General features: G+C 66.9%; 18 protein-coding genes and 1 tRNA gene. 10 read left to right on the top strand and 9 right to left on the bottom strand.

The window, feature by feature from the left end:
• Nucleotides 1-62: 62 nt before the first annotated feature.
• Nucleotides 63-491, bottom strand: coding sequence for a response regulator (locus ACH4S9_RS12220; RefSeq protein WP_311727852.1), 429 nt, complete (start codon nucleotides 489-491; stop codon nucleotides 63-65).
• Nucleotides 492-726: 235 nt separating this feature from the next.
• On the opposite strand from ACH4S9_RS12220, the gene ACH4S9_RS12215 reads away from it, so the two are divergent.
• A tRNA-Arg gene (locus tag ACH4S9_RS12215) sits at nucleotides 727-798 on the top strand.
• 73 nt (nucleotides 799-871) lie between these two features.
• On the opposite strand, the gene ACH4S9_RS12210 is transcribed toward ACH4S9_RS12215, so the two are convergent.
• Together ACH4S9_RS12210 and ACH4S9_RS12205 are read right to left on the bottom strand one after the other, a co-directional pair.
• On the bottom strand, nucleotides 872-1504 hold the full coding sequence (locus ACH4S9_RS12210) for a hypothetical protein (RefSeq protein WP_398371473.1): 633 nt from the start codon (nucleotides 1502-1504) through the stop codon (nucleotides 872-874).
• A 203-nt stretch (nucleotides 1505-1707) separates the two neighbouring features.
• A complete protein-coding gene (locus tag ACH4S9_RS12205; RefSeq protein ID WP_398371471.1) occupies nucleotides 1708-3402 on the bottom strand; it encodes a TIGR04141 family sporadically distributed protein in 1695 nt (564 codons plus the stop codon).
• Nucleotides 3403-3596: 194 nt separating this feature from the next.
• On the opposite strand from ACH4S9_RS12205, the gene ACH4S9_RS12200 reads away from it, so the two are divergent.
• The 6 genes from ACH4S9_RS12200 to ACH4S9_RS12175 all read left to right on the top strand — a co-directional run bounded on the left by ACH4S9_RS12200 (nucleotide 3597) and on the right by ACH4S9_RS12175 (nucleotide 14194).
• Entirely contained in the window at nucleotides 3597-5717 is a 2121-nt protein-coding gene (locus ACH4S9_RS12200; RefSeq protein ID WP_398371469.1) for an N-6 DNA methylase, read from the top strand.
• 78 nt (nucleotides 5718-5795) lie between these two features.
• The gene (locus ACH4S9_RS12195) at nucleotides 5796-7862 is read left to right on the top strand and encodes an N-6 DNA methylase (RefSeq protein WP_398371467.1); all 2067 of its coding nucleotides are present in this window, start codon (nucleotides 5796-5798) and stop codon (nucleotides 7860-7862) included.
• The gene (locus ACH4S9_RS12190; RefSeq protein WP_398371465.1) at nucleotides 7859-9121 is read left to right on the top strand and encodes a restriction endonuclease subunit S; all 1263 of its coding nucleotides are present in this window, start codon (nucleotides 7859-7861) and stop codon (nucleotides 9119-9121) included. The genes ACH4S9_RS12195 and ACH4S9_RS12190 overlap by 4 nt, the downstream gene beginning before the upstream one ends.
• Before the next feature lie 7 nt (nucleotides 9122-9128).
• Nucleotides 9129-10370, top strand: coding sequence for an AAA family ATPase (locus ACH4S9_RS12185; protein WP_398371463.1), 1242 nt, complete (start codon nucleotides 9129-9131; stop codon nucleotides 10368-10370).
• A complete protein-coding gene (locus ACH4S9_RS12180) occupies nucleotides 10367-10981 on the top strand; it encodes a DUF4276 family protein (RefSeq protein WP_398371461.1) in 615 nt (204 codons plus the stop codon). Before ACH4S9_RS12185 ends, ACH4S9_RS12180 begins: the two co-directional genes overlap by 4 nt.
• Nucleotides 10982-11035: 54 nt before the next feature.
• The gene (locus ACH4S9_RS12175) at nucleotides 11036-14194 is read left to right on the top strand and encodes a type I restriction endonuclease subunit R (protein WP_398371459.1); all 3159 of its coding nucleotides are present in this window, start codon (nucleotides 11036-11038) and stop codon (nucleotides 14192-14194) included.
• A 48-nt stretch (nucleotides 14195-14242) separates the two neighbouring features.
• Here the strand turns inward: ACH4S9_RS12175 and ACH4S9_RS12170 are convergent, their stop codons facing one another.
• Entirely contained in the window at nucleotides 14243-14656 is a 414-nt protein-coding gene (locus tag ACH4S9_RS12170) for an ATP-binding protein (RefSeq protein WP_398371457.1), read from the bottom strand.
• A 243-nt stretch (nucleotides 14657-14899) separates the two neighbouring features.
• Here ACH4S9_RS12170 and ACH4S9_RS12165 point away from each other — a divergent pair, with 243 nt between their 5' ends.
• From ACH4S9_RS12165 to ACH4S9_RS12155, 3 genes are all read left to right on the top strand, one after another.
• The gene (locus tag ACH4S9_RS12165) at nucleotides 14900-15751 is read left to right on the top strand and encodes a helix-turn-helix domain-containing protein (protein WP_398371455.1); all 852 of its coding nucleotides are present in this window, start codon (nucleotides 14900-14902) and stop codon (nucleotides 15749-15751) included.
• Nucleotides 15752-15762: 11 nt separating this feature from the next.
• A complete protein-coding gene (locus ACH4S9_RS12160) occupies nucleotides 15763-15954 on the top strand; it encodes a hypothetical protein (RefSeq protein WP_398371453.1) in 192 nt (63 codons plus the stop codon).
• An 82-nt stretch (nucleotides 15955-16036) separates the two neighbouring features.
• On the top strand, nucleotides 16037-17653 hold the full coding sequence (locus tag ACH4S9_RS12155; protein ID WP_398371451.1) for a protein kinase: 1617 nt from the start codon (nucleotides 16037-16039) through the stop codon (nucleotides 17651-17653).
• A gap of 16 nt (nucleotides 17654-17669) precedes the next feature.
• Here ACH4S9_RS12155 and ACH4S9_RS12150 read toward each other — a convergent pair whose 3' ends face one another.
• The 5 genes from ACH4S9_RS12150 to ACH4S9_RS12130 form a co-directional block, all read right to left on the bottom strand.
• The gene (locus ACH4S9_RS12150; protein ID WP_398371449.1) at nucleotides 17670-19784 is read right to left on the bottom strand and encodes an AIPR family protein; all 2115 of its coding nucleotides are present in this window, start codon (nucleotides 19782-19784) and stop codon (nucleotides 17670-17672) included.
• Between the two features lie 26 nt (nucleotides 19785-19810).
• The gene (locus ACH4S9_RS12145; protein WP_398371447.1) at nucleotides 19811-21175 is read right to left on the bottom strand and encodes a hypothetical protein; all 1365 of its coding nucleotides are present in this window, start codon (nucleotides 21173-21175) and stop codon (nucleotides 19811-19813) included.
• 418 nt (nucleotides 21176-21593) lie between these two features.
• The gene (locus tag ACH4S9_RS12140) at nucleotides 21594-22646 is read right to left on the bottom strand and encodes a beta family protein (protein WP_398371445.1); all 1053 of its coding nucleotides are present in this window, start codon (nucleotides 22644-22646) and stop codon (nucleotides 21594-21596) included.
• A gap of 363 nt (nucleotides 22647-23009) precedes the next feature.
• Nucleotides 23010-24038, bottom strand: coding sequence for an HPP family protein (locus tag ACH4S9_RS12135; protein ID WP_398371443.1), 1029 nt, complete (start codon nucleotides 24036-24038; stop codon nucleotides 23010-23012).
• Complete coding sequence (locus tag ACH4S9_RS12130) at nucleotides 24022-25839, bottom strand: DUF262 domain-containing protein (RefSeq protein WP_398371441.1); 1818 nt, start codon at nucleotides 25837-25839, stop codon at nucleotides 24022-24024. The genes ACH4S9_RS12135 and ACH4S9_RS12130 overlap by 17 nt, the downstream gene beginning before the upstream one ends.
• Between the last annotated feature and the right edge of the window lie 226 nt (nucleotides 25840-26065).

Genomic DNA, 26065 nt, shown 5'->3' with positions numbered 1-26065 from the left:
ACCGGGCGCGGGAACCGGGACAGAGGACAGCCCGCCCCGGCCCCGCACCCAGGCCCACGGACTCAGCCCGTGGGCCCCACAACGGGCTCCGCATCCCCGGGCGCCGCCGCAGCGGCGCCCCGGGCCATCAGCCGTCGCACGAGCTTCACCAGCGCGGCGGGCTCAAAGGGTTTCGCAAGGAACGCATCCACCCCCGCGGCCCTGCCGCTATCCACTTCGTACTGCGTACACGCGCTGATGATCGCGACGGGCACATGACACGTACGCGCATCGGCACGTAACCGGGATGCCGTATGAAGCCCATCCAGTCTGGGCATCACGACATCGAGAGTGATCACATCGGGCCTCACCTGGTGAACGATCTCCAGGCACTCGGCACCATCGGCCGCGGTCACGACCTCGAAGCCCTCAAGCTCGAGGTTGACCCTGATCAGCTGCCGGATGACCTTGTTGTCGTCGACGACAAGGACCCGGCCGGACAAGCCAGGCACATCTCGAAGGGTAGGCGCGCACCCAGCGCTGCGTCCGGGTTTTGCCCACTTCCGCCACGTGCGGGGGACCTTTCCTCAAGACGCCACCGCCAGGCCCCAGAATGCGGTATACCCCCCTCCGCTCGCGGTCCAGACCCCTGCCGACCGCCCCCTCCGCCCACCCTCGAAAAGCGTTCATGACCACCCTGAGCAAGCTGGTAGGGTTCTACCCGTCGCCGCAAACAACAGCGACGCCGCCCCCGTAGCTCAGGGGATAGAGCAACGGCCTCCGGAGCCGTGTGCGCAGGTTCGAATCCTGCCGGGGGCACTTCACTCGAAGTGCCAGAAGACCCCGCCACCAGCCAAGACGCTGGATGCGGGGTCTAATGCTGAGTCCGTCTTCAACTGTTGTCGGCAGGGTCGTTCCAGATCGCCGAAGAGCTGGATGGCGACCAGACACCAGGTGAGTCTCGGTCGAGGGCTGGGGGCTCCTCGTGGACAGGCAGCGGCTTGCCGTCGATGACGGACCCCAGAGACATCTGCACGTAGCGCAGGTAATTGCGGACATCTCGGACAAGCCGATCAGGGCGTTGGCCTCCTGCCCCACGCCACCCCGTGTCGTAGACGAGGCGTACCAACGCTCGGTACCGCTCACGCATCTCGGCGTCCGTGATCGAAAAGAGTTCGGTGAACATCCCACGGCGGACGGACTCCATCGCCTCGGCACAACGCACCCGCGCATGTTCACTCAGACTGGGGTTCTCAAGGGAGACATCTGGCAGTGAGGGCAACCAGGCATAGAGGTCGGCCAAGCGTTCAAGAAGCTGCTTGGCGGCGACTGCCGAGTTCTCCCGCTCCCTCTCAACGCGCGCCAGTTGAACACTGGCCACATGTTGATCAGCTGCTAGTCGGGTTTGCGCGTTGATCGTTTTGACAGTCTGCCAGCGCGCGACGAATACCGTGATCGCACCACCGAGGACAGTCCCCAGTAAGGCGCTGAACGCTTGGCCTATGAGATCACTCCAGTCCGACACACAAGACATGATCCGCAGGCCAGCCTAAGCCCAGCAACGGGCTTTTCCGGCCCCATCTGAAAAGTTCAGGGATCGCCGCCTCAACACGACGAAAGCCCCGGATCACTCCGGGGTTCGCGTCAGCCGATGGTCGTCACAGCCGTTTCATCACTCGGTGTCGCCTGCCTCTGATTCATCCTCCTTAGATGTGTTTGAGGCACCCGCTACGCGGCCAGGTGGCGGATTCCCGCCCCGCTCGGAGGCACCGCCGTGGCCTGGATCCCGATGACCTCGACTTCGACGCCCCAGGCCTCAAGGATCTTGGCCGTCTGCACGAGGGTGACCTGCGAGAACGGGAACAGCGTGTCGGCGGTGAGGTCAGCGCCGTCCTTCAGCAGGATCGCGAAGACGACCCTCGACGGCCGGAAACCTTCCGTCAGAGGCCGGCCAGGCCGGGCCGCAGCCACCTTCCGGGCAAATCCGTCCCCGGCCTCCGGCGAGTGCAACAGGGTCTGTACGGCGACGACGGCCTGGCCGAACAGATGGCTCAGCGCGTCGGAGCCCTTGGCCCGCTTCACCATGACCAGGACGTCGTCCGGGCTCAGCAGGTCACAGATCTCCACGCCGTTGCCCCGGTGCAGCGCGGTCCGGACGTTGTCACGGTCGAAGCAGACGTACCCGGGCCGCAGGTCGGGCACCGACTCGTTGTAGTCCCGCTCCTTGTCCCCGAGCACCCAGGCCGGAAGGTCGACCGAGGGCGTGTCGGTGATGAGCCGCTCCACCTGCGAACGGATCGCCTCCAGGTACGCCTCACCGATCTCATACCACTGCCCGTCCAACAGGAAGAACCGGCGAGCACCGAGCACCACCTCCGCCTCGATCCACCGCAGCACGCTCGACGTCCAGATGACGTCACCCTTCTCCGCCCGGGTGTGCGCGTAGAGGGTGACGGTGCCGTCCCGGAGCGCGGCAAAGCGCGTTCCCGCCCTCTGCACGCGGGCCCGGTTCAGGACGTAATCCAAGCTGAAGTCGTCGGTGAGGCGCGCCTCCGGGCTGTGCACCTTGGTGGCGAACGCCTGGGCGGTGCCGTAGTCGTCCCAGCGATCGGACGGGACGGCGACTGCGATACGTCCGTCCGGCACCTCGCCCAGCATGCCGTCGAGCCGCTCCTCCAGCCGAGTGGCGAGGTCGGCGCCCTTGACCGGGACGATGTGCTCGACGAACTCCAGTTCCGGAGCCGGGGCCTCGTCCCGAAGGACACGGGCGATGGCCCGGATGTCCGCGACCAGGTCCGCGGCGTCGATACCGAGGCGCATCCGCAGCCCGGTACCACCCTCGACGCTGGAGATCTTCGTACGGTTGTCCTGAGCGATCGTGAGCTCGATCCCGTCCAGTCGGCCGCCCAGCCGCCGCACGATCTGCGCGTGCTCCTGGACACCCAGGCTCCAGACCGGAGCGCCGCCGGGCACAAGGGTGATGTCGGTCCGGCCGCCGCCCGGCGTATGGGAGACCAGGTCCCGGATCTGGGCGGGGTCCACCCTGCGGATCACGAAACTCAGTCCGAACCGCCGGTCCTTGACCCGGTCGGGCACCAGGCGGAAGCCCTGGTCGTAGCCGATGGCGTACACCTCGCCGTCAACCGCGAGCATCAGCAGCCCGGCCGACCGGTTCACCGGCCGCGACACCTCGCACCCGGTCGTGCGGTTGATCTCGCCGCACCAGCTCGCCACCGGCTGCGCGAAGCTGCCGGTGACCAGCAGCGCCGGAACGCCCAACCACTCCCCCGGGAAGTCCAGTTCCGCACCGACGGCGTCAAGTCGGGTGGGGTCGAGGACGCCGAACATCGCGTCGACCGTGGGAGCGACACCCGTGAGCCGATACAGGGTGCGCTTGGACGTCCCGGAAGTGCTGGTGGCCATGGTGCCGCTCCATTCAAATCGACGTGTGGTGGGCAGGGGGAAGCCCGGGAGACCCGGGGAAGCCGGGAAGCCGAGTGAAAGCATGACCAGTAGAGCGACAACCGAAAGCACTGTCAAATACTTCACGGCGGTTGAGTGTCGGTATAGAGTGAAGCTGTCCAGCACGCCCGCCCCACGTCACCCGGCAGGAGCCCATGAACCAGCAGGCCAGTGCCCACGTGACCGCCGCCGACATCTCGCGGCTGGCCGGAGTCACCCGCGCCACAGTGAGCAACTGGCGTCGTCGGCATCCGGACTTCCCGGCCCCTGCGGGTGGCACGGACACCAGCCCGACCTACGACCTCGACGCCGTACGCGCCTGGCTCTCCGCCCGTGGCCAACTCCCCGAGGACACCCCGGCGGACCGGCTGCGCACCGCGCTGCGCACCCACCCCGGCGACAGCGAACTGGCCCTGCACCTGCTCCCTGTGGTGCTCGCGACTGCCCAACTGGACCGGAGAGAGCGCGAAGCCCGTTCCGAACTGCGTGACGACGCACTACTGCGATGGGTCCGGTCAGCTGTGGACGACGGAGCCCAGGACATCCCGGGAGCCGAGGACGCCGCATACGCTCCCGAGGCGACCGGGCCGGTGAGGGCCTTGTTGCAGTCCGTCATCGCGGATGGCGCCGAGGCTGCGTCGGACGTCCTGGCCGAACGTCTGCTGGAGGACGCGGGGGGCACCGGCACCTACCGCACGCCGCGCCCCTTGGCCGACCTCATGGCCCGGCTCCTGACCGACAGCGCGGGTGCTTTCCCCGCGAGCGTTCTCGACCCCGCGTGCGGTACCGGATCGCTGCTCGCCGCTGCGGCATCCGCCGGCGCGACCGCACTGTACGGCCAAGACGTGCTGGTCGCCCAGGCCGCACAGGCCGCCGTGCGGCTCCGGCTGAACGCCGCCGAGGCGGCGATCTCCGTACGTACGGGGGACAGCCTGCGCTCCGATGCCTTCAAGTTCCTCACCGCGGACGCCGTCCTGTGCAATCCCCCCTACGGGGTCCGTGACTGGGGGCACGACGAGCTGGCGTACGACCAGCGCTGGGCCTACGGCGTGCCGCCCAAGGGCGAGCCCGAGCTCGCCTGGGTCCAGCACTGCCTGGCCCACCTCACCCCCGGCGGCCGGGCCGTACTGCTCATGCCGCCCGCCGTCGCGGAGCGCACCGCCGGCCGGCGCATCCGGGCTCAGCTCGTACGGGACGGAGCCCTCCGCGCGGTCGTCGCGCTTCCCCAGGGCGCGGCCACCCCGCTCCACATCGGCCTGCACCTATGGGTGCTCGAGCGCCCCGAGCCACAAACTGAAGCCCCGGGGACCGTCCTGCTGGTCGATGCCGCCGCCGAGAACCGAGATCTTGACTGGTCCGCCGTCAACGACACCGTGCTCTCGGCATGGCGGGCATACCTCGCCGATCAGGGCGACTTCACGGGAGCCCCAGGCATCGCCGCCGCCATGCCGGTCACCGACCTCCTGGACGAGGCCGTGGACCTGACCCCGGCCCGCCACATCCGGACGGCTTCCCGGCAAGCACTCCGCCCCGCCCTGCTGGCCCGGCGGGCATCGGAGCGGTACGACCAACTACGTCAAGCGGCAACAGACCTGGTCGGCCTCAGTACTGGCGGCGACTGGCCGCCGGCCGACGACCGGCCCCGCGACTGGCGCACCGCAACGGTCGCGGACCTTCTGCGTGGCGGCGCTCTCAGTCTGCTCCACACGGCGCCCCCGGGCCGCCGGACCCGTAGCGGCCAATCGCAGCCTCGGCCCGAAGCAGAACCCGTCGCATGGCCAGCGCTCACGGCTGCCGACGTCTTCGAGAACCGGTCCGCCTCCGGAACGGATGCGGACCTTCCCACCGGCGTCGCCGTCCCCTTGATCCAGGGAAGTGACGTGCTGCTCACGGAGATCCTCCGCGTGGGACGCACGGCCGTGGCCCGGGTCGTCGAGCCTGGCGAGGCAGGCTGCTTCCTCGGAACCCACCTGCTGCTGTTCCGCCCGGATCGGCGTCGGCTCGACCCATGGTTCTTGGCCGGGTTCCTCGCGGCGGAGCAGAACGTCAACGCCGCCGCCACCGGCTCATCCCTCGTCCGGGTGGACCCGCGACGCCTGCGCGTTCCCCTGCTCCCGCTCGCCGAACAGCAGCGCTACGGCGCCGCCTTCCGCCGCCTGCACGAACTGCGCACCGCCGCCCGCCGTGCCGACCAGGCCGCCGAGGACGTCACACGTCTCCTCAGCACCGGACTCACCGGCGGCGCGCTGTTGCCGGACGGTCACGGATCGGCGTGAAACGTGCGGCCCGGCACCGCGAACGACCAGACTTGACGTCTCTGTCCCACAGGGACGGCGAACACCGGAAGGACTCCGTTGAACAGCAGTAAGCACACGCAACTGGCGAACCATGCGTGGTCGGTCGCGGACCTCCTGCGCGGCGACTACAAGCAGTCCGACTACGGCAAGGTGATCCTGCCGTTCACCGTGCTGCGGCGCCTGGAGTGTGTCCTCGCTCCGACCAAGGACAAGGTCCTGGAGGTCGCCGACCGCTACGAGAATCAGGACATCAACCCTGACCGCTTCCTGCGCAAGGCGTCCGGCCACAGCTTCTACAACACCAGCACCTACACGCTGAAGGCCATCGCGGGCGACGCCTCACACGCGGCGAAGTACCTCAACGAGTACTACGGCGCCTTCTCCCCCAACGCCCGGGAAGTCCTGGAGCGATACGAGTTCGCCCAGCAGATCAAGCGGCTGGAGGCGGCGGACCTGCTGTACCAGGTGGTCGGACGGTTCGCCGACCTCGACCTGCGGCCGGTGAAGAGGGACGCCGACGGCAATGTCGTACTCGACGAGGACGGCAAGCCGGTCGAGATCGTCTCCAACCACCAGATGGGCTATGTCTTCGAGGAGCTGATCCGGCGCTTCGCCGAGCAGTCCAACGAGACGGCCGGTGAGCACTTCACGCCGCGGGAAGTCATCCGGCTGATGGTCAACCTGCTCGTCGCACCGGACAGCGACGCGCTGGCCCTGCCGGGCACCGTCCGCACGGTCATGGACCCGGCCTGCGGTACCGGCGGCATGCTCAGCGCGGCCGAGGAGCACATCACCGCTTACAACCGGGATGCCACGGTCAAGGTCTTCGGCCAGGAACTCAACCCCGAGTCCTGGGCCATCTGCCGGTCGGACATGATGATCAAGGGTCAGGACCCAGAGAACATCAAGTACGGCAACTCGTTCAGCGACGACGGCCACACCGGCGCCACCTTCGACTACCTGCTGGCCAACCCGCCGTTCGGCGTGGAGTGGAAGAAGGTCAAGGACGCGGTCGAGGAGGAGCACGAACGCCTCGGTGAGAGCGGGCGATTCGGGGCCGGCCTGCCGCGCATCAACGACGGCTCGCTGCTCTTCCTCCAGCACATGATCTCGAAGATGAAGCCGGTGGACGCGTCGGGGTCAGGCGGCAGCCGGATCGCGATCGTCTTCAACGGCTCCCCGCTATTCACGGGGGCAGCTGAGTCGGGCGAGTCCAAGATCCGGCAGTGGATCCTGGAGAACGACTGGCTGGAGGGCATCGTCGCCCTGCCCGACCAGCTCTTCTACAACACCGGCATCTCCACGTACTTCTGGGTGCTCAGCAACCGCAAGGCCAGAGACAGGCGCGGCAAAGTCGTCCTGCTGGACGCGCGTGACTACTGGCGCAAGATGCGGAAGTCCCTCGGCGACAAGCGCAAGGAACTGGGCGAGCAGCACATCTCCGAGATCACGCGGCTGTACACGGAGGCGCTGGCGGTCCTCAACGCGGCGGAGAAGGGCGGCGGCCACGACCTGGCCGACCGGGCCGGGAAGATCAAGGTCTTCCGCAACGAGGACTTCGGGTATCGCCGGATCACCGTCGAGCGGCCGTTGAAGCTGCGGTTCGAGGTGACGGAGGAGACGCTGGCGGCGATCACCGCGTCGAAGCCGATCACACGGGCCACGGACGTCGAGGAGTTCGTGGCGGCGCTGCGCCCGCTGGTCGGGAAGTCCTGGACGACGAAGTCCGACGCGTGGATCGACCTGAAGGACGCGGTCGTCGCGGCTGGCCTGTTGTGGCCGACGGGTGCGCCGTTCGGTAAGGCGCTGCGGGAAGCAGTCGGCGTCCGCGACCCGGAGGGCGAGGTCCAGCTCGTCAAGGGCGAGCCGGAACCGGACCCGGAGCTGCGCGACTACGAGAACGTCCCGCTTGCGGAGGACGTGGAGGAATACCTGCGCCGCGAGGTCCTGCCGCATGTCCCGGATGCGTGGATCGACCACAGCAAGACGAAGATCGGGTACGAGATTCCATTCACGCGGCATTTCTACGTGTACAAGCCGCCGCGGCCGTTGGCAGAGATCGACGGGGAGCTGAAGGCGCTTGAGGCCGAGATTCAGGCGCTGCTTGGGGAGGTGACAGAGTGACTGTCGACCTCCAGTCGCTACCTGCTGGATGGAGCAGGACTCGGGTGGACCGGGTTGCTACGGTCAACGCGCGAATTGGCTGGAAGGCTCTCACTGCAGCCGAGTATCAGCCAGAAGGATACGCGTTTCTGTCAACTCCCAATATCAAGGGGCGCGAGATTGACTTCTTCAACGTAAATTACATTTCTGAATTCCGCTACGAAGAGTCCCCGGAACTGAAGTTGAGGCCAGGGGACGTACTGCTCGCTAAAGACGGCAACACTCTTGGAATCGTCAATATAATCCGGGATCTCCCTCGTCCGGCGACCGTGAACGGCTCGATTGCCGTCATCCGATCGACCGGGATTGAGCCGTCCTACCTTCGGTATGTCCTAGCGAGCCGGACGACACAGGAAACCATCAATATGCTCAAGGGCGGCATGGGGGTTCCGCATCTTTTCCAGTGGGACATCAATCGCTTGCCTGTCCCGCTGCCACCATTGGAGGAGCAGCGCCGCATCGCCGACTTCCTGGACGCCGGGACCTCCCGCATCGACCGCCTAGTAGCCCTGCGACGCAGACAGTCCGAGTTGGTTCTTGAGCGCTCAGATGTAGTTCTCACCGAGCTCTTCTCCGGTTCCAATAGGCACCGCGAGTACCGATTCAGGCACCTAATGAGATCAAACCCTTGCTACGGGGTGCTGGTGCCAAAATTCTCAAGCAATGGCATTCCGCTCATCCGCGTCAGCGACCTCGGGCGACTTGACCAAGACCTCGACAGGTTGCCAAGGATCGAGGAGGAACAAGCCCATGAGTATCGGCGCACTCGCATCTCGCCTGGCGACCTACTCATCACCGTGGTAGGTGCCACCATCGGGAGGTGTGATGTAGCTCCTAACGGCGTCGATGGGTTCAACGTAAGTCGCGCTGTCGCTCGAGTTCAACTCGTCCCGGAGCTGGAACCAGAGTTGATTGCTTCTTGGGTTCGAAGCAGAGGCTTCCGGCAGCAGGCTGAGGTTGCTACAAGTGGTTCTGCAGCTCAGCCTGCCTTGAACATGTCCGATCTCGCACACTTCACCGTCTGGCTCCCTGACGGCCTAGCGAAACGGCAGAATCTCGCCCGATGTGTGGGAGCGCACCAGCAACACACGGACACGTTGCTGTCGGCCTTGAACCGACAGTTGAGCCTCCTCGCCGAACGGCGCCAAGCCCTGATCACCGCCGCCGTCACCGGCCAGATCGACGTGTCCACCGCCAGCGGGCGAGGGATCGAGGAATGATCGCGCCATGAGTCCCGCCGCGCCCCACCGCCCGATGCCGTTCATCACCCGTGTCCGAGTCGACAACTACAAATCCATCGCTCATTGCAACGTGACTCTCGGCCGGTTCACCGTGCTGCTCGGGCTGAACGCCGCAGGCAAGTCGAACTTCCTCGATGCCCTGCGCTTCGTCCGCGACGCGCTGGTGAACGGCCCGACCGAGGCCGTGGCGACGCGTGGCGGGTGGGAGGAGGTTCTGCGCCGGGTCCCGGAGCCGGCGACCTCCTGCACGATCGGGCTGGAATTTCACCTGCCGGAGATCACCCCCAACGCGAAGCCGTGGGTGGGGCGGTACGAGATCACCCTCGCGCCGCAGACCATCCCCGAGACGGGGCGAGATACGGGGCATGGTGTCCGTATCCAGCGGGAGTTGTGCGAGATGCGCCGCCTGGGCGTCAAGGGTCGGGCGAATGCCGAGCGCTTCCTGATGCGCGACCGCAGCGGGAAGGGGCGTCGCCAGAAGCGACTGCAACTTTCACACCTGAGTGAGGGCGAGCCGTTCGGTGACCTTTTCGCGGCCCTCACGGAAATGTTCTTCTACAGCCCTGATCCGGCCAATCTCCGCAAGGCCAGCCCGAACACGCCGACCGCCGGAGCCCTGGGCGAGGACGGCGGCGACCTCGGCCCGGCCCTGGCCGCTCTCGGCGAACAGGAGCGCGAGCGCATCTCGCAGTACCTGGGGGTGATCGTGCCCGGTATCGTGGAGGTCGGTCCCACGGACCCCTCCGCCGATTACATCGCGGCGCGGATCAACTTCGCCACCGACGGCGAGACGGAACCCCACGTTTTCCGGGCCGAGTCCATGTCGGAAGGGACCATCCGGGCCATCGGCCTGCTGACCGCGCTTTTCCAGCCCGATGCCCGTGAAGGCTGGATTCCGCTCATCGCCGTCGAGGAGCCCGAGCTGGCGCCGCACCCGCTCGCGGCCGGGGCCCTCTACGACGCGCTCGCGGAAGCGAGCGAGCACGTACAGGTCCTTGCCACCACGCAGAGCGCGGAGCTGTTCGACCGCAAGGAGGCCGACCTGTCGGCCATCCGCGTGGTCGCCGCCGAGCGCGGGGTCACGGTGATCGGCGAAGTGGACCCGGTGAGTCGGTCGATCGTGGCCGACGGCCTGGCGACCACGGCCGAACTGCTGCGATCCGACCAACTGCGCCCGGTTGTCGAACCCCCAGCCCAGCCGGACGAGCAGCCGGAGGGTGAGGAGTGAACCCCCCGAGGGTCACGATCGCCTCCGTCGTGGAGGGTGAGGGCGAGATGAGCGCACTGCCCGTCCTCCTGCGGAGGCTGATGGGCGAGGCGCAGATCTGGGACGCGGACATCAAGCGACCCCTCCGGCGTGACCGCGGCCAGCTCGCCCGGCCGGGCGGGCTGGAAGCCGCCGTGGAGGCCCAGGCTCGACGCGTACCCGCCGACAACCTGGGTGGCATCCTGGTCATGATCGACGCCGCCGACGACTGCCCGGCCAGCGTCGGGCCTTCGCTGCTGGCCCGGGCCGAGGCCGCCCGCCCGGATCGCCGGACGGCCGTCGTGCTGGCGAACCGGGAGTTCGAGGCGTGGTTCCTCGCCTCAGCGCCCTCGCTCAGCGGCCGGGCGGGTCTGGCCGAGCACTTGGAGGTTCCGGCCAACAGCGAGACGTTACGCGACTGCAAGGGCCGGCTGACCCACCACCGGCGCGACGGGGTGCGGTACCGCCCGCGGGTGGACCAGGCAGCACTGACTGACGTCATCGATCTCGACCTGGCCCGCGCCAACTCATCCTCGTTCAACAAGTTCTGCCGCGACATCACCTATCTGGTCACTGGAAAGCGGGGAGAATAGCCGCTCATGCCCGTCCACGACGAAGCCGCATTCGGGAACGCCATAGTCGCCGCCATGCTGGAGCGTGGTTGGAGTGAAGGAAACCGACAGGACTACCGCCCTCACCTCGGCCTGGACACCGCCCAGCTCTTCGAGTTCATCGGCAAGACCCAAGCCGACGAATGGGCCGAACTGATCGCCGTCTACGGCGGAGATCCCAACACCGCCCAGGCCGGGTTCGCCAAGCGCGTGGACCAGGCGATCACGGACGACGGTGTGATGGATGTGCTCCGCAAAGGCGTGAAGGACCACGGCGTGCTGATGAGGCTCGCGCACTTCAAACCGTCGCTCGTCGCGTCGGACGCGGTGCTGGACGACTACTGGGGGAACCGGCTGACCTTCGTCAAGGAGCTGGAGTACGCCGCCAAGCAGGCGGACAAGGGCAAACGCCTCGACCTCACCCTCTTCCTCAACGGGATCCCGCTGGCGACCGCCGAGTTGAAGAACGCCCTCACGCGGCAGGGGGTGGAGGCCGCCAAGGACCAGTACCGCACGGACCGCGACCCCACCGAGCTGATCTTCACGCGGCGTGTGATCGCGAACTTCGCCATCGACACGGACCTGGTGTTCGTCGCGCCGGAGTTGCGGGGCAAGCCGACGCGGTTCCTGCCGTTCAACACCGGGTCGGAGGGCCCGGGGAAGCCCGGCGGCGCGGGGAATCCGGCGCCCACCGTCCCCGGGACGTACGCGACCTCGTACCTGTGGGAGCAGATCTGGGAGCGGGACACCTGGCTCGACCTGATCGAGCGGTTCGTGCACCTCAGCAAGGAGAAGGGCGCGGACGGGCGGACGCGCAAGAAGCTGATCTTCCCGCGCTACCACCAGTGGGACATCGTCAAGAAGCTCGCCGGCCACGCGGCCCGCCACGGCGCGGGTCACAACTACCTGGGCATGGCCTCCGCCGGCTCGGGCAAGTCGAACACCATCGGATGGCTGGCCCACCGCCTGTCGTCGCTGCACACTCCCACCGACCCCGCCGAGATCGACCCCGCCGCCTTGGCCGCCGGGCTCAAGCCGGGCGCCCCCGTCTTCGACAAGGTCGTGATCATCACCGACCGCCGCAATCTCGACGCCCAGCTCCGCGAGACCGTCGGCAGTTTCGAGAAGACCGCCGGTCTGGTCGTGAAGATCGACGAGAAGCACGGCGCGAAGTCCGACCAGCTCGCCAAGGCGCTGTCCCGCGAGACCGGGAAGATCATCACGGTCACGCTGCACACCTTCCCGGCCCTCATCGACTACCTGCGCCGCAACCCCACCGAGATCCAGGGCCACAACTTCGCGATCATCGTGGACGAGGCGCACTCCTCGCAGTCCGGCGGCGCGGCAACGGACGTCCGCGCGGCGCTGCGTGAGATGGGCCTGGACTCGGACTCCGACGAGGTCGGGGCCACCGAACAGGCAGCAGCGGCGGCCACCTCCACCGATGCCAAGCTCCGCCGGAAGGCCATCCAACGCAGCATGGCAGAGAACCTCTCCTACTTCGCGTTCACGGCCACGCCCAAGGCCAAGACGCTCGAACTCTTCGGCACCCTGGAGAGCGTCCACGGCAAGCCGACGTACGTCCCCTTCCACACGTACTCGATGCGCCAGGCCATCGAGGAAGGCTTCATCCTCGACCCTCTGCGCACCTACGTCACGTACAACACGTACTGGAAGCTGGTGAACAAGAACCCGGACGAGCGCGAGGTGGATCCGTCCAAGGCGAATCCACTGCTCGCCCGGTACGCGCTCACGCACGACTCCACCGTGACGCAGCAGGCACAGGTGATCGTCGAGCACTTCCGCACGCACACCGCCGGCCGACTCGGCGGGCGGGCCAAGGCCATGGTGGTGACGGCCTCCCGGCACAGCGCCGTGCAGATGGCCCGTGCAGTCAGGAAGTACATCGACGACCGCGCGTACGCCGACCCCGGCGTCCTGGTCGCGTTCTCCGGGAGCCTGACGTACGACGGCGAGGAGACGACCGAGCCGAAGGAGAACGGCGGCCTGGCCGAGTCCGCGCTACCGAAGGCGTTCGCGTACACACGCAAGGACGACAAAACCGTGCGTACCGGCGGGAAAGCGACGCAGCGCGAGTACCGCATCCTGGTCGTCGCCGAGAAGTACCAGACCGGCTTCGACCAGCCGCTCCTCACCACGATGTACGTGAACAAGAAGCTCGCGGGCATCAGCGCCGTCCAGACCCTCTCCCGCCTGAACCGCACCGCCGACCGCAAGTCGCAGGCGGACCTGGCCGTACTGGACTTCGTCAACGACGCCGAGGACATCAAGGAGTCCTTCCGCCCGTACTTCGAGGAGGCGACCACCCTCCCCTCCGACCCCAACCTCCTCTACACCGCGCAAAGCAAGGTCATGCAGCCCGACATCCTCGTCGAGGAGGAGATGCGGGAGTTCGCGGATGCCTATCTGGCGGCCGAGGAGAAGGCGGCGGGCTCCGTGGCCCGCTGGGAGAAGCTGCACGCGGAGCTGTACCGGAATCTGAGCCCCGCCGTCGAGCGGTTCACCGAGCTGCTGGACCGCAAGGACGAGGCGGGCGACCCGGACGAGGACGCCCAGGAAGCAGCCGAGCAGTTCCGCGCGGGCCTCAACGACTACGTCCGGAAGTACGGCTTCCTCTCGCAGATCGTGCCCTACCGCGACGCCGACCTCGAATGCCTCTACCTCTACGGCCGCCACCTGCTCAACCGCTTGCCGCGACGCGGAGACGGCGGCGTGGACATAGGGGACATCGACCTCAGTCACCTGCGCATCCAGAAGACCGGCGAGCACAACCTCGCGCTGACCGCCGAGGGAGCCGCGGAGCTGCGCGGCTTCGGCGAGGGTGCGGGCGGTGCCAAGGAGCAGGAGAAGTCGCTGCTGTCGGAGCTGATCGAGAAGTTCAACGACAAGTTCGGCACCGATTTCACGGAACAGGACGTGCTCACGCCGTTCGACGAGGCAAAGGCGGACCCGAAGGTCCGCGCTGCCGCCGTCAACGACGAGGAGAACTTCGGGCTCGTCTTCGACGAGGTCTTCGAGGACAAGATGGCCGAGCACATCGACACCATCGCCAACATGGGACGCCAGTACTTCAGCCACGACGACAGCTTCAAGCAGTCTCTCAACCAGAGTGCGCGCCGGGCGGCCTGGCGGATGATCCGCCGGGAGGAGAACATCGACGACGAGGCGGCCTGACCCGTACGCCCGGCCTTCCGGTCCCTCCCGGCGGACGGCTCCGCCCCGTCAACCGAACTGGCGGAAAGGGAGGCCCGCGATCACGGACGTTCCGCGCGTGGGGCGAGGCCGGACGGTCCAGGCGGTGGCGAGGCTGTCGACGAGGACCAGACCCCGACCGCTCTCGGAGTCCGTCTCCGGGCGGACCAGTTCGGGCTTGCCGGTGCCCGGGTCGGAGACGGCAAGCCAGTAGTGTCCGTCGGCGGGCCACAGGACGAGTTCGATGAAGTCCTCGTCCTCCCGGCAGGCGCCGTGACGGACGGCGTTGGTGACCAGCTCGGAGGTCAGCAGGCCGAGGTCGTCGCCGAGGTGGGGGCGAAGGCCGTACGGCAGCGACTCGGCGACGGCGTGCCGGGCCCGCCGTACGGAGGTGGGGTGGGCGGGGAAGCGCCAGTGGGCAGGTACGAGGGGGATTTCAGGCATGGCGGACTCCATGGCTGTATGAGGGGTTTTGGGGTCGCCGGTGGCCTGCCGCCCTGGTCGCGGGCACCCCGCCCCAAGGCAGGCAGGCATGCTCGCGCGGTGCGCTTCCGGCATTGCGGTGTGTAGCGTGCGCGATACTGACAGTAGAGCATCGGGGGCTACATGTGCTACCTAGTCTTGAAGACCCGTTGGAACGAACTTCGCTCAGCGGCAGACTGAGCCGCACATGACGAGAGGGAACGCATGCCGCCCAGGAGCAACCCAACCGCACGCCAACAGCGGCTGGGCGCGGAACTTCGCAAACTGCGGGAAGGGGCAGGACTGTCCACCGAACAGGCCGCCGCGCTACTGGACACGAAGCGGACGGTGATCACCAGCACGGAAGCGGGACGCCACGGTGTCAGCCCGGAGCGCGTCCGGCGCATTGCCTTCCGGTATGAGTGCACGGACCAAGCTCTGGTGGATGCGCTGGTCGCCATGTGCGGCGACCGTACGAGCGGCTGGTGGGAGGAGTACCGCGATATCCTGCCCGCGACATTCTTGGACATTGCCGAGTTGGAGTGGCACGCCCAGGGCTTGCGTGTGAGCACGATGACGCACATGCCGGGACAGTTCCAGACCGAGGCGTACGCGCGCGCTCTTTTCCAGGCTGCCATCCCGCCACTGCTTGCGGAAGAATTCGAAGCCAGAGTGGCGCACCGTGTGAAAAGACACCAGGCCATCGACCGGCCGGGGGCGTCGGCCTACGAGCTGATCATCCATGAAGCCGCGCTACGGATCGAAGTCGGCGGATGCCGGGGGCTACGGGACCAGCTCGGCCACCTCATGGCAGCGGCAGACCGCGACAACGTCACGATCCAGGCCATCCCGTTCTCGGCTGGCGTGTTCCCCGGTTCGGGTCAGGCGACCCTTTACGCCCTCGGCCAGGTACCCCCGTTGGACACCGTGCAACTGGATCGCACCATGGCGGGAGAGTTCCTTCATTCCGCAGCTGACTTGTGTAAGTACCGGCTGCAACTCGACGAGATGCAGAGAATCGCTCTTTCACCCAGCGCGACTCTTGACCTCATGCACACCATTTCGCGAAGCCTTTAGGAGAGTTGATTATGCCGGACATCAACTGGGAAGCCCCCTTCTGTCAGGATGCGAGCAACTGCTTCCGCCTCGGCACCGACGCCGACGGCAACGGCTACATAGCCGTCAACGGCCAGGAGGACCGCTACCTCACCGACTCCCTCGAAGCCCTGCGCACCCTCATCACCGACATCAAGGCCGGCAAGGCCGACCACCTGCTGTAGGACACGCCACGCGCCCCGGCACCAGTCGGTACCGTGTACGGCAATCGGCTGACGAGGCATCGGGATGGCGGGGGCGCGACGCGTGGCGCAGGCATGGAGAATCGGCGAGCAGGGCCGCTATGAGCTGATCGAGGAGATCGAGTCCGGCGGCATGGGCACGGTCTGGCGCGGCTACGACGCCGTTCTCGACCGGGAGATCGCGGTCAAGCTCATCCGGCCCGACGCCGTCGCGTCACCCGCGCAGGCGCAGGAGTTCACCCGCCGCTTCGAACGCGAGGCGCGCGTCACCGCACGGATCGGCCACCATGGCGTGCCGCAGGTGTTCGACGCGGTGTTGGACGAGGCGTCGTACGACCGGCTGTACCTGGTGATGGAGTACGTGCGCGGAATCTCCCTGCGCAGGGTGCTCACGGACACCGAGGACGGCGCGGCGGCACGGCTCCCGGTGAGCTGGGCCGCGTCGATCGCCGCTCAGATCTGCACGGTCCTGTCATACGCCCACGCCATCCCAGTCGTGCACCGCGACCTGAAGCCGGACAACGTCCTGATCGCCGGGGACGGGACGGTCAAGGTGCTGGATTTCGGCATCGCGAAGCTGCTGCGCACGGACATCACCCGACTCACGGCCACCGGCAACCGGATCGGTACCAGCCGCTACATGCCGCCCGAGCAGATCGACGGCGCGCAGATCACGCCGCTGAGCGACCTCTACGCGCTCGGCTGCGTGCTGCACGAACTCCTCGCCGGTGAGCCGGTCTTCAGCGGCGACAACGACTACCAGCTCATGCACCAACACATGGACGTGCCGCCGACGCCGCTGCGCGCCCTGCGGCCCGAGGTGCCGGAGGACCTGGAGGCACTGACCCTCGACCTGCTGGCCAAGGCGCCCGAGCAGCGTCCGGCCGACGCGTACGCGGTGTACGAGCGCCTGTCTCCGCACCTGCCGCAGCCGGGTTCAGCGGCTGACCCCGTGGTCTTCACCGACGGCGGCTCCCCTTCCGAGGTGCCCGACCCGACGGTGATCTACCGGCAGCCGAACGCACCGCTGCGGCGGACCACGACGCCTGCGCCCTCACCCGAGCCGACGGTTCCGGGCCCGGTCCCGGCGCGCGTCGACACCACCCTGCGGGACGCGATCCAGGACGCCTACGCCCGGTCCGCGGACCTCGCCGAGAGCGGGCGGTTCGCCCAGGCCGCGGACGTCCTCAAGACGGCGATCGCCACAGCGGCCACCGCCCTCGGCGCGCACAATCCCCGGGTGCTCGGCCTGCGGCGGCAGCGCGCTGCGGTCCTCATGGCCGGCGAGGACTTCCGGCGCGCCTTACCAGAGTTCGACGCACTGGCCGCCGTCTACACCCGTACGGCGGGACCATCCAGCGACAAGGCGCTGGAGTGCCGCCGACACGCCGCCCACTGCCGGGCCAACCTCGGCCAGGCCACCGCCGCCCTGCGGGAGTTCCAAAAAGTTCTGGAGGTCGTGTCCGACACGGACACAGACGCCTCCGAGACCGCTCTCGACCTGCGCCGCAGCATCGGCGTCCTCCTCTTCTCCGAGGGCCGCCGCACCGAGGCCGAGGCCGTCCTCGACGCCCTCCACGAGGACATGTGCGTCGTCCTCGGCGAGGACCACGAGGAGACCCGCGAAATCGCCGACCTCCTCGCCCGGCTACGCCACTCGGAGGGGCCAGGCCCCTACTGACGTTCCGCCGGTACCGTCATTCCTCGTCCTCGCCCTCTTCGTCCTCTTCGCTGTGGATGCGCTGTGCCAAATCCCATAGGCTGCGGCCGTCCGCAAGGAACCAGCGAGCTGTCCCCTGGTTGGCCACCGGCCGATCGTCCCATTCGGCATCCGCCCACATCTTCGACACCAGCCCAGACGGCGAGTACAGCTGCTCGTCGTACGCCCACAGGATCGGCTTGGTCCGGTGATTGACCCAGGTCGCCTGGCGTCGCCTTTCGTCTTCGACAAGCCACTCTTCCATGGCGTCACGCTCGGGCACGTTCAGAGCCTCGTACCGGAGGGGGGCTCCCTCCTTGATGACACGGCGGTCGACCAGGAGCGGCACCGTGTTCGGACGACGCGGCTTGCGCTCCTTCACGGGAGGTACGGGAACGGCGACACCATCGACCAGGTCGCCGAGGACCTGCTTCGCCAGCTCTCGGCATGTCTCCGCGGTCTGGAAGGATGCCTTGATCTGGGGACGCGGCCCGTAACGAGTGACGATCTGGTGCGTCAGCCGACGCACCAGATCCGGTACGAGGGCCGGGATTCTCTCCAGGACCTCGCTCTCCCAGTCGAAGTCGGGGTCCTCGATGCTCGTGGCCCCGAGATGCTGGAAGAGCATGTGGGTGACGAGAAAGCCACCGTGCTCCGCGGTCGCCGCCTCGCGGCTGTTCTGCCCGCTGCCCAGTTCGTAGACCGCGCTCCGTGCTGCCCGCAACGTGAGCACGGAACGCCACACCTTCTGGGGAGAGGGTTCGCGTTTGAACAGCAAAGTGTGGCTGCCCTTGGGACCCTGCTCCCAAAGGTTCTCCGTGGAACTGGCGGCCCGGGCGGCTTGTTCGGCATCCGGGTGCAGGCAGGCAAGGGCGAGGGCCAGTTCGTCCAGTGAACAGCCGGTCTCAGGCGCGGCGACCGGCTCGCCCCGCTTGATCACGTACTGCTTGCGCAGTTCGGCGCGCAGGTTGGCCTTGATCGCCTGGTGCACGGGTTCCAGCGCGATGTGGTCGCGCTGCTCGATGGCGTTCTGCCGGTTCGCCGCCTGCGAGACCTGGACGCTGAATTCCCGGTCCTCATGCGTGTTGATGACCTTGATGCTCAGAGTGGCGTTGGCCGCGGCCTCGCCGTCGTCGTGCATGGCCCTGGCGACAGCCCGTACCGTCTGAGCGCCGTTGACGATGCTCGCCCCCGTCACGGTGAGAGTGGTCGGCCTGCTCTGCGGTGCCTTGGCGCTGTCGTGCCTGGCCGTGAGCGAGTCGCAGATCATGGTGATGCCGTTGTTCAGATGCCAGAACTTGGTGGGATCGGAAGTGAGGGTCTGGCCGATCTCGGCATTCGTGACGGTGGTCCCGAGCGGGGCTCGGAGATTCTGCTCGAACAGGCCGGTACCGTGCGTCTCGTACCACTCGGCGACGCTCTCGGCGGAGACTGTGCCCTGATAGGCCTCGAGCGGTCCCTTCTGCTGGTACCAGTCGTCAAGGCGTACGTCGAGGCGGATCGGCTCCGGCCGGAGATCCGCGTGGATCTGGTCATGGAAGTCTGCGGCGTACAGCACCTCGACGCTCAAGCGGGCGCCGTGCTTGTTGAACTCGTCGAGAGCGTTGTCGAGAACCTCGCGTGCGGGCGGAGAGGGCTCCACGGTGCCCATCAGCGCGATGACCAGGGTGGCTCTCTCGTTGACGATGAACGGCCTGGCCTCCAGGGCGAGGGCACCGGCACGCTGGTTGAACTGGTCGTACAGCTCGTTCTCGATCCGGTTCAGGCCGTCCACCATCGCCTTGGCGGCGTCCACGTCGAAGGTCGCCGTGCCCTTGTCGCTCCACTTCGCCTGGACGAGCAGAGCCTGCCCGCTCTCAGGCAGGGGGGCAATGGCGTCCATTCCCTGGTCCGCGATACCGTCCGTGACGAACCGGGCCGCCTCGGCCACACTGCATTTGGCCACGCGTCGTACCGCGAGAGCTGCCAGAGCGCGGGAGAGGAAGCGCTGTTCGTAGTTGCCCCCTCGGAAGTGGGCGATGTCACTGTCCTCTATCACCCCGTCGAATGTTTCGTGCAGTTGCTCGCGGACCTGCGTTACCTGGCGAGGCGTGTCCGCCCCCGAGGTGGCCATGAATGGTTGCCTTCCCACTGGTGGTGTTATGCGACGCCCTGAGCCCGCGTCCCGATCCCTGAGCCGTTGCCACGCGGCCGACTGCTGAAATCGACGACCATCAACGCGACACCGACCGTTTCGACAGTGGCCTCCACCCAGTCCAAGGCCACTTCGAAGGGCACATCGCGCGCACCGAACCAGCCGTCGCGCACCAAGCGGGCGAAGTCGGTCGGCACCAGGTGGCGGGTGAGCATGTCCGTAGAGAGACCTGGGAGACCGTGCGCCGCGGTGGCCGAGACCGCTGCCGCGATCTGGCCGTATGGGTAGATCGCGCCGGGGCTCGTCCGGTCCAGAGCAGCAGTGAAGGGCACCTGCTCGTGAATGCGGAGAAAGAGAGGGTCGTCAAGCAAGCCGTAATCGTCGGCGCTGCGTCGGGCGGGTCTTGGCAGGCAGTGAACACGGCCGTGGAAATCGTCCAGACTGTGCCGGGCGTCGGACGACAAGAGCCCGTTCGGGGCAGGACTCAGGTAGCGCAGTATGACGAGCGTCCGGGTGGCGACGTGGTAGTAGTAGGCGTCGAGGGAGCCCTCCCCGCCGTCGACCACCCGCCGATCGGTTATAGACGTGGCCTCGAAGTCATAGCTTTGGCGGCCTTTGCCACTCACGAACGCCTGGACGACGGTCTCACCGACACCGCGGAACCTGTCCGCTGCCCGCCCACGGATGTCGTCGAGCATCGGCTGAACCGCGGTCCCGGTGAGCCCGCTGAGGAAGCTTTCTCGGGCGGCTGTCACGTCCCAGCCGCGTACCGGCGCGAAGTCGTTCGGGGTCAACCCGGCTATCTTGGCGAAGAGCAGCAAAGCGTCACGTTCATCGCGCCAGCGGAGCTCCCGTTCGCTCCAGCCTTCGGCGTCGTCGAGCAGAGGCATCAGCCTCTGGACTTCGGCCTCGACATCGCGGGAGATCCGCCGGAGATTGGCGAACACGGCGTCTGCGCCGACCGTGACAGGACCGCTTTCCGGTAACGACCTGGCGAGTGCGCCGTCCCGCCCACCGCCGGCGCACCAGAGCCCCGAGACAGGCACCAGGTCTCGAATCCTTCGTGTACGGGTGACGACGACCTTCCGGTCCCGGTCGGTCTCCCGAGCAGGACGCACGATGCCCAGCCCCCAGATCCGCTCCGGTTGCTCCCGGTCACCTTCGTCACCCTGCTGGTCGGCCGGAGCAAGCAGGATCGCAAGGTGTGACTTGACCTCGGGCCAGTCACGGCAGGGTTGGGAGTAGGACCTTCCCTTGGTGTAGTCGTCATCGAGCAGACGAAGGAAGCCATGGTCAGGGCGCAGAATCGCCAACCGTGGCGATCGCGCCGAAGACGGGAAATCCATCCGCCTTGGTTGTGCGAATGCCATCCACTCCCCCAAATCGCCTGCCGCCACACCGAGCCAGGCCCACAGGGATCGTAGCGCGCCAGCTCCAACTTCTGGCTCACGCGTCCTCGGTTCTCGCCGCCTCGGCCAGCTCCGTTACGTCTTCGCCAAGTTTCTCAAGGACCAAACCGACGGACTCACCGATTGTCTGGCGCCCGGTCAACGCTGCGCGCAGGTCGCTGTCCCCCGCGTCAAACGGCCAACCATGGAATCGACGTGTCCCGCATGGCCGTCGAGCCGATCACCGAGGCCTTCGGCCACCACTCCGCAGTCCCTCCTCGCCAACGCCGGCCTGCACGGGACAAGTACGCCATCGACGCCATGCCCGGCTCCGCCGCCCTCGCCGCACGTCCCCTCGATCACGGTGCTCAACCCGGTCCTGACCACCTCACCCACTTGCTCAGCGAAGGCGCCCTGGGAGACAGCTGACGACGAACGTCATGTGCTGGATGTTTCCCACTCGGTTCCACACGGAGTGGTTGCCGGTGGTGACGGATCCCTGGGCGCAATCGCGCAGCCAACCCTCCCCCGCTCCGGCCGACGGGCCGCGGAAGTCCGTGAGGCGGGTGAGGCGCCGAGCGGCGTCGCGGTTGGCCGCGTCGCGGTCCTCGCCGCGCTGCAGCACCTTGGCCAGGAAATAAGAACGGGCGGTGGTGTAGCGGAGGATGCCCCACTTCGGTCCGCCGTTTCCCGAGACCGGGGTCTGTGCCGCATATCTGGCCGGGAGGATGCCGTAGTCGCCGTAGTGCAGCAGGGGGAGATAGGAGCGCCCGCTGTCGTGGATCTCGTGCCACATGTCCCAGTCCGATCGGGGGGCCTCGCACCACCCGCTCTCCAGGAAGCCGTCAGGCAGCTCCGGGAAGCCGCCTGACGCTACAATTACCGCCCGCCAGGGGGCGAGTGGGACCAGAGCGTCGAGAGCGCACAGAGCTTCTTTGGCCGCGTCCTGGCGAGAGGGCTGTACAGAGCCCAGATCGAGGAACAGGTCGACTGGGTCGACGGGACAGGCACGATCGAGAAGCTCACACAGTCGTCCGACGTCTCGGTCGTGCCACCCACCCGGAACCCGTACACGTATACCCAGACCACCGCCATGCCGCCGAGCCACCGCGAGGGCCAGGGATTGCTGGGGGACGGGCCGGCCGGGGCCGGTCACCGGGCGCAGGTTTCGCTGAGCCCACCACTCGGGCGGCAGGGTTTCGGCCAGTACGGCGGCCTCGCTCTCGTCGGCGAACGGCGCGTCCAGCCATGCCGGCTGGTGGCGGTGCACGGTGGCGATCCGGCCCGCCTCCTTGCGAAGTTCCGCGGCCAGTAGGTCCGGCAGCATGCCGGGGCGGGGCGGCAGGGTCCACAGCGGGGCAACCCTGGCCTGAACATCGGGCCGCAGCCCGCGGTAGGCGGCCACGGCATGCGGTCGGGTCGGCAGCACAGAAACATATAGCGGTTCGGACATGGCGGCTCCCCCTCGGCGCAGACCGTGTCGTCTCCCCGCCTTCAGGGTGAATTGGGTTCCTGGAACGGGAAAGGGCGCCAATCAGCCACGACGGCGCGTTATGCGTCAGGAGCGAAGGGCCGAGGAGCCACGGCTCGCGCTTCTCTGCTGATGTACGTAGTGCCCTCACAGTGGTGGGGACCGGCCGCCCGGAGCTACGGGCTTGGGGGCTTCCCGCCGTGGCCTGCAGAGTCGTGAGAGGGGCAGTCCAGCGTGTGGGGCAGGCCAGGCGCCGCATCGTTGTGCGGACTGTCCCGGCCTGGCCGCGTGCATCCACGCCGAGGGCAGCGAGCACTGCTGCCCGAGGTCGGCATCGGGTTGCCTTCAGGTAGCGCTGGTCGCTCCGTAGTCCGGGTCGTAAAGCCGTAGCATGCCTACGAAGCGGTCGAGCAGGTCGAGTTGTTCGGGCTTGAGCGAGGGCGCGTTGAAGTGCATGACCGTGTTGCGGACGTCTTTCACACGGCTGAGCAGCCCGATGAAGTGCTCCCTGTCAACACCGGGCCAACCGAGCTTGTGCCAGCGTCCCTCGTTGTCCAGGAGCCGGATGTACTCGCCGAACATCATCTCGTCGACGGATTTCTTCTTCTTGTGCACTTTCTGAATATCGGACTCGTCGTAGGCCCGGCCCAGACAACGCCGCAATCGCCGCTCAATCTCCCCCAGGGTGAAGAACGGTCGAGCAACCGTGCCGAACTCGCCTGCGAGATCAGCAGAGGTGACGATGCCGCTCACCCGCCCGTCCGCAGCTCGGACCAGGACGAACTCATGGGCGCGAATGAGGGGCAGCACCGGCAGCAGGTGAGCGGACGCATTGACGATCTCGCACTCGCTGGTGATCGCACTGGCGAGACCCGGCTCGCGCCCGGTCGCGTGCATGTGGGCGATCGATTCCCAGGTGACGACCCCGTGCAGAGTACCCGCGAGGTCAAGCACAGGGAGTTGCGAGTATCCGTGCTCCGCCATCATGCCCATCGCGAGAGGGAGAGGATCGTCAGGCGCGATCGGTGTGACCCTGTGAGCGCATGGCAGGTCGTGGACCCTCATCGCCGTCTGCGGGAACATGCCGATGGAGTCCTCGGCGTCCTCAGCACCCTGGGCTGAATCCTGTTCGGAGTCCTCGGTCCTGACACGCTTATCGCGCTCACTGGTGGCCGCGATAACCTCAACCTGGTCGTCCAGTGCCCCGGCCGCAAAGTGCGGCACGGTGATCAGCCCCGCGTTCTTCAGGTCGATTTCGATCTGTGGGACGGATGCATGGTCGCGGATCCGGAAACCCCATAAAGACAGAAGGTCCCGGATCGATACAGTAGTGCCTTCCAGTTCCTTGAATGTCGCGTCATCCGGTGTAGCCATCGCTCGCCCCCTCACGGACCGCGGCTTTGCCCATCGCCCGATCCACGAGTCCCAGAAGCCTGGCCGTCCTGTCCTGGTAGAAGGCTTCGAAGTCGTCCGCACGCAGGGTCTTGGGGTCGATCAGATGGGTGCTGACGATGTCATCGAACCAGTCGCCCGGACTGCTTGTATGCCGTTCGAAGGAGAGCAGGTAGGCCGAAGGGACGCTGGTCCCCATAGTCTGCTGCGCCCGGTAGGACAGCGGGGTCTTGTTCACGATGCTGTTCATCGCCGGGCTGTCCACGCCGTTGTGCTCGAACCAGGTCTTCGGGAAGACCTGACGGATGTCCACGTACTGCCCGATGACGGTCTGCTCACTGATCGGTTCTTCGTGGAAGAACCAGTCGATTGCTCCCTCCTTGATGAGGAGAGCGTAGATTCCCTTGTACGCCGCGCTGTTGCGAGAGGTGAGCCGGTGCAGGCGCTGTTCCTGGAAGGTTGCCTCCGTGATGGTGTCTGGCTCCGGACCGCCGTCCCGGATCCAGCCGACCACCTGCTCGACATCCCGGACGAACCGGGTGTCGGTGACCCCTCCGTAGAGCTCTCCGAGTACACCGCACCAGTACCAGCGCGCGATCCTTTCATGGACGCCCGGGTCATTTACCACCTTCCCGAGAATGACGCCAATGGCTGCGAGGGGCACCACCTGAGACCCGTAAGGCAGGTCGCGTTCACGGAACACGTGCTGCGTAGCCAGGAATCGGCCGACCCAGGACAGCGCTTCTGCGGTTCTCGGAGCGATCTGCGTGTAGTCGGAGAGCGGAAGGTGCAGCAGATCACGGCGTTTACAGCTCACCGCCGGCGCGTTTGTCGCTCCGGGATGCTCCGTCAGGAAGTTCTGTTTGCGCCGGTAGGTTCGCACCAGTGCGATAGCTTGGAGAAAGTCCAGACTGGTGAGCCCCGTCTCCTGCCCACTGTCCTTGTCCAGGGTCCCGAAAACCGGGTACTCAGAGCACAATCCGCCCTTGATCGCGCGCCAGTCATCGATGAGGCTGAAATCCTCGCCTCCGTTGCGCTCAGCAAACTGTGCGTCACCCGCATAGGTCGCGGTGAGCAGCTCAAATACATTGAGGACAACGCCACCGGTATTCACACGCTCAAAGACAGAGCACACCGCTTCCTTACGGGTTTCCTTTGGCAGGCGGATCAACGGAACCTTGAATCCCTTGACCGTGTCGATAACCCGCGCCTGGAACGCCGACCACAGGTCCCAACGATCGTCGCCGCCGTTGACATAAGCCCGTTGCCACTTCCCGGTCCGATCCGGATCAAAGAGTAGATTCAGCGGAAACAGGCCGCTCTCGCACTCATTCACCCGCGTTGTGAGGTTCCAGGATGTTCCACGGCCGAAGGTGCCTCGCACGACTCGGTCCTCCGGAACAGAAAGGATCGCCTCATCCCGGTCCGCCGCCTCGTCCACTGCCTTGGCAATGTCGATGTAGTACCAGCGCCTGAGCGGCTTGTTGCGCGCACCAGTCGTCTCCACCGGGCGATCCGATTTCAGCGCCTGGAATAACGACGTCAGCCGCTGCTGTCCGTCGAGCAGCAGCTGTTCCGGGACAACGTGTGGGCCCACCTCGGTGCCATGGAGCGGCCGGGCCTTGAACTGAGCCTCGCCGCCGGTCTCCAGTGTCATGGCGACACCCAGCGGATAGTCGAGCGTCACCGTCGCCAACAGGGCACAAATCCGATCGTCATCCCATTTCCACTGCCGCTGGAAGTCGGGGAGCTGGATCCTCCCCGCCGCGACATCGTCCAGCATCTTGCCCAGGCTCGGCCCGTCCAACGCCACCCCACACCCCCAGTAACAAGGACGCTCTTCTGCGTCACGAGCCAGACATGCTACTGGCAGGCATGCCAACGCGCGTAGCCTTCGACATGCGCTGAACGGCGCCCACTAAAATGCACGACCGACCTCGCCGTGGACGGGCAGGCAGCGGCTCACGCGGTAAGCCCAAGCAAGTGGGATGCGTCGAGCCGTACAAGAG

It is taken from the genome of Streptomyces sp. NPDC021225, assembly GCF_044332865.1.
GTDB lineage: Bacteria > Actinomycetota > Actinomycetes > Streptomycetales > Streptomycetaceae > Streptomyces.
Note: the sequence above shows the minus strand (reverse complement) of the source record. Positions and strands in the feature narration are given on the sequence as shown.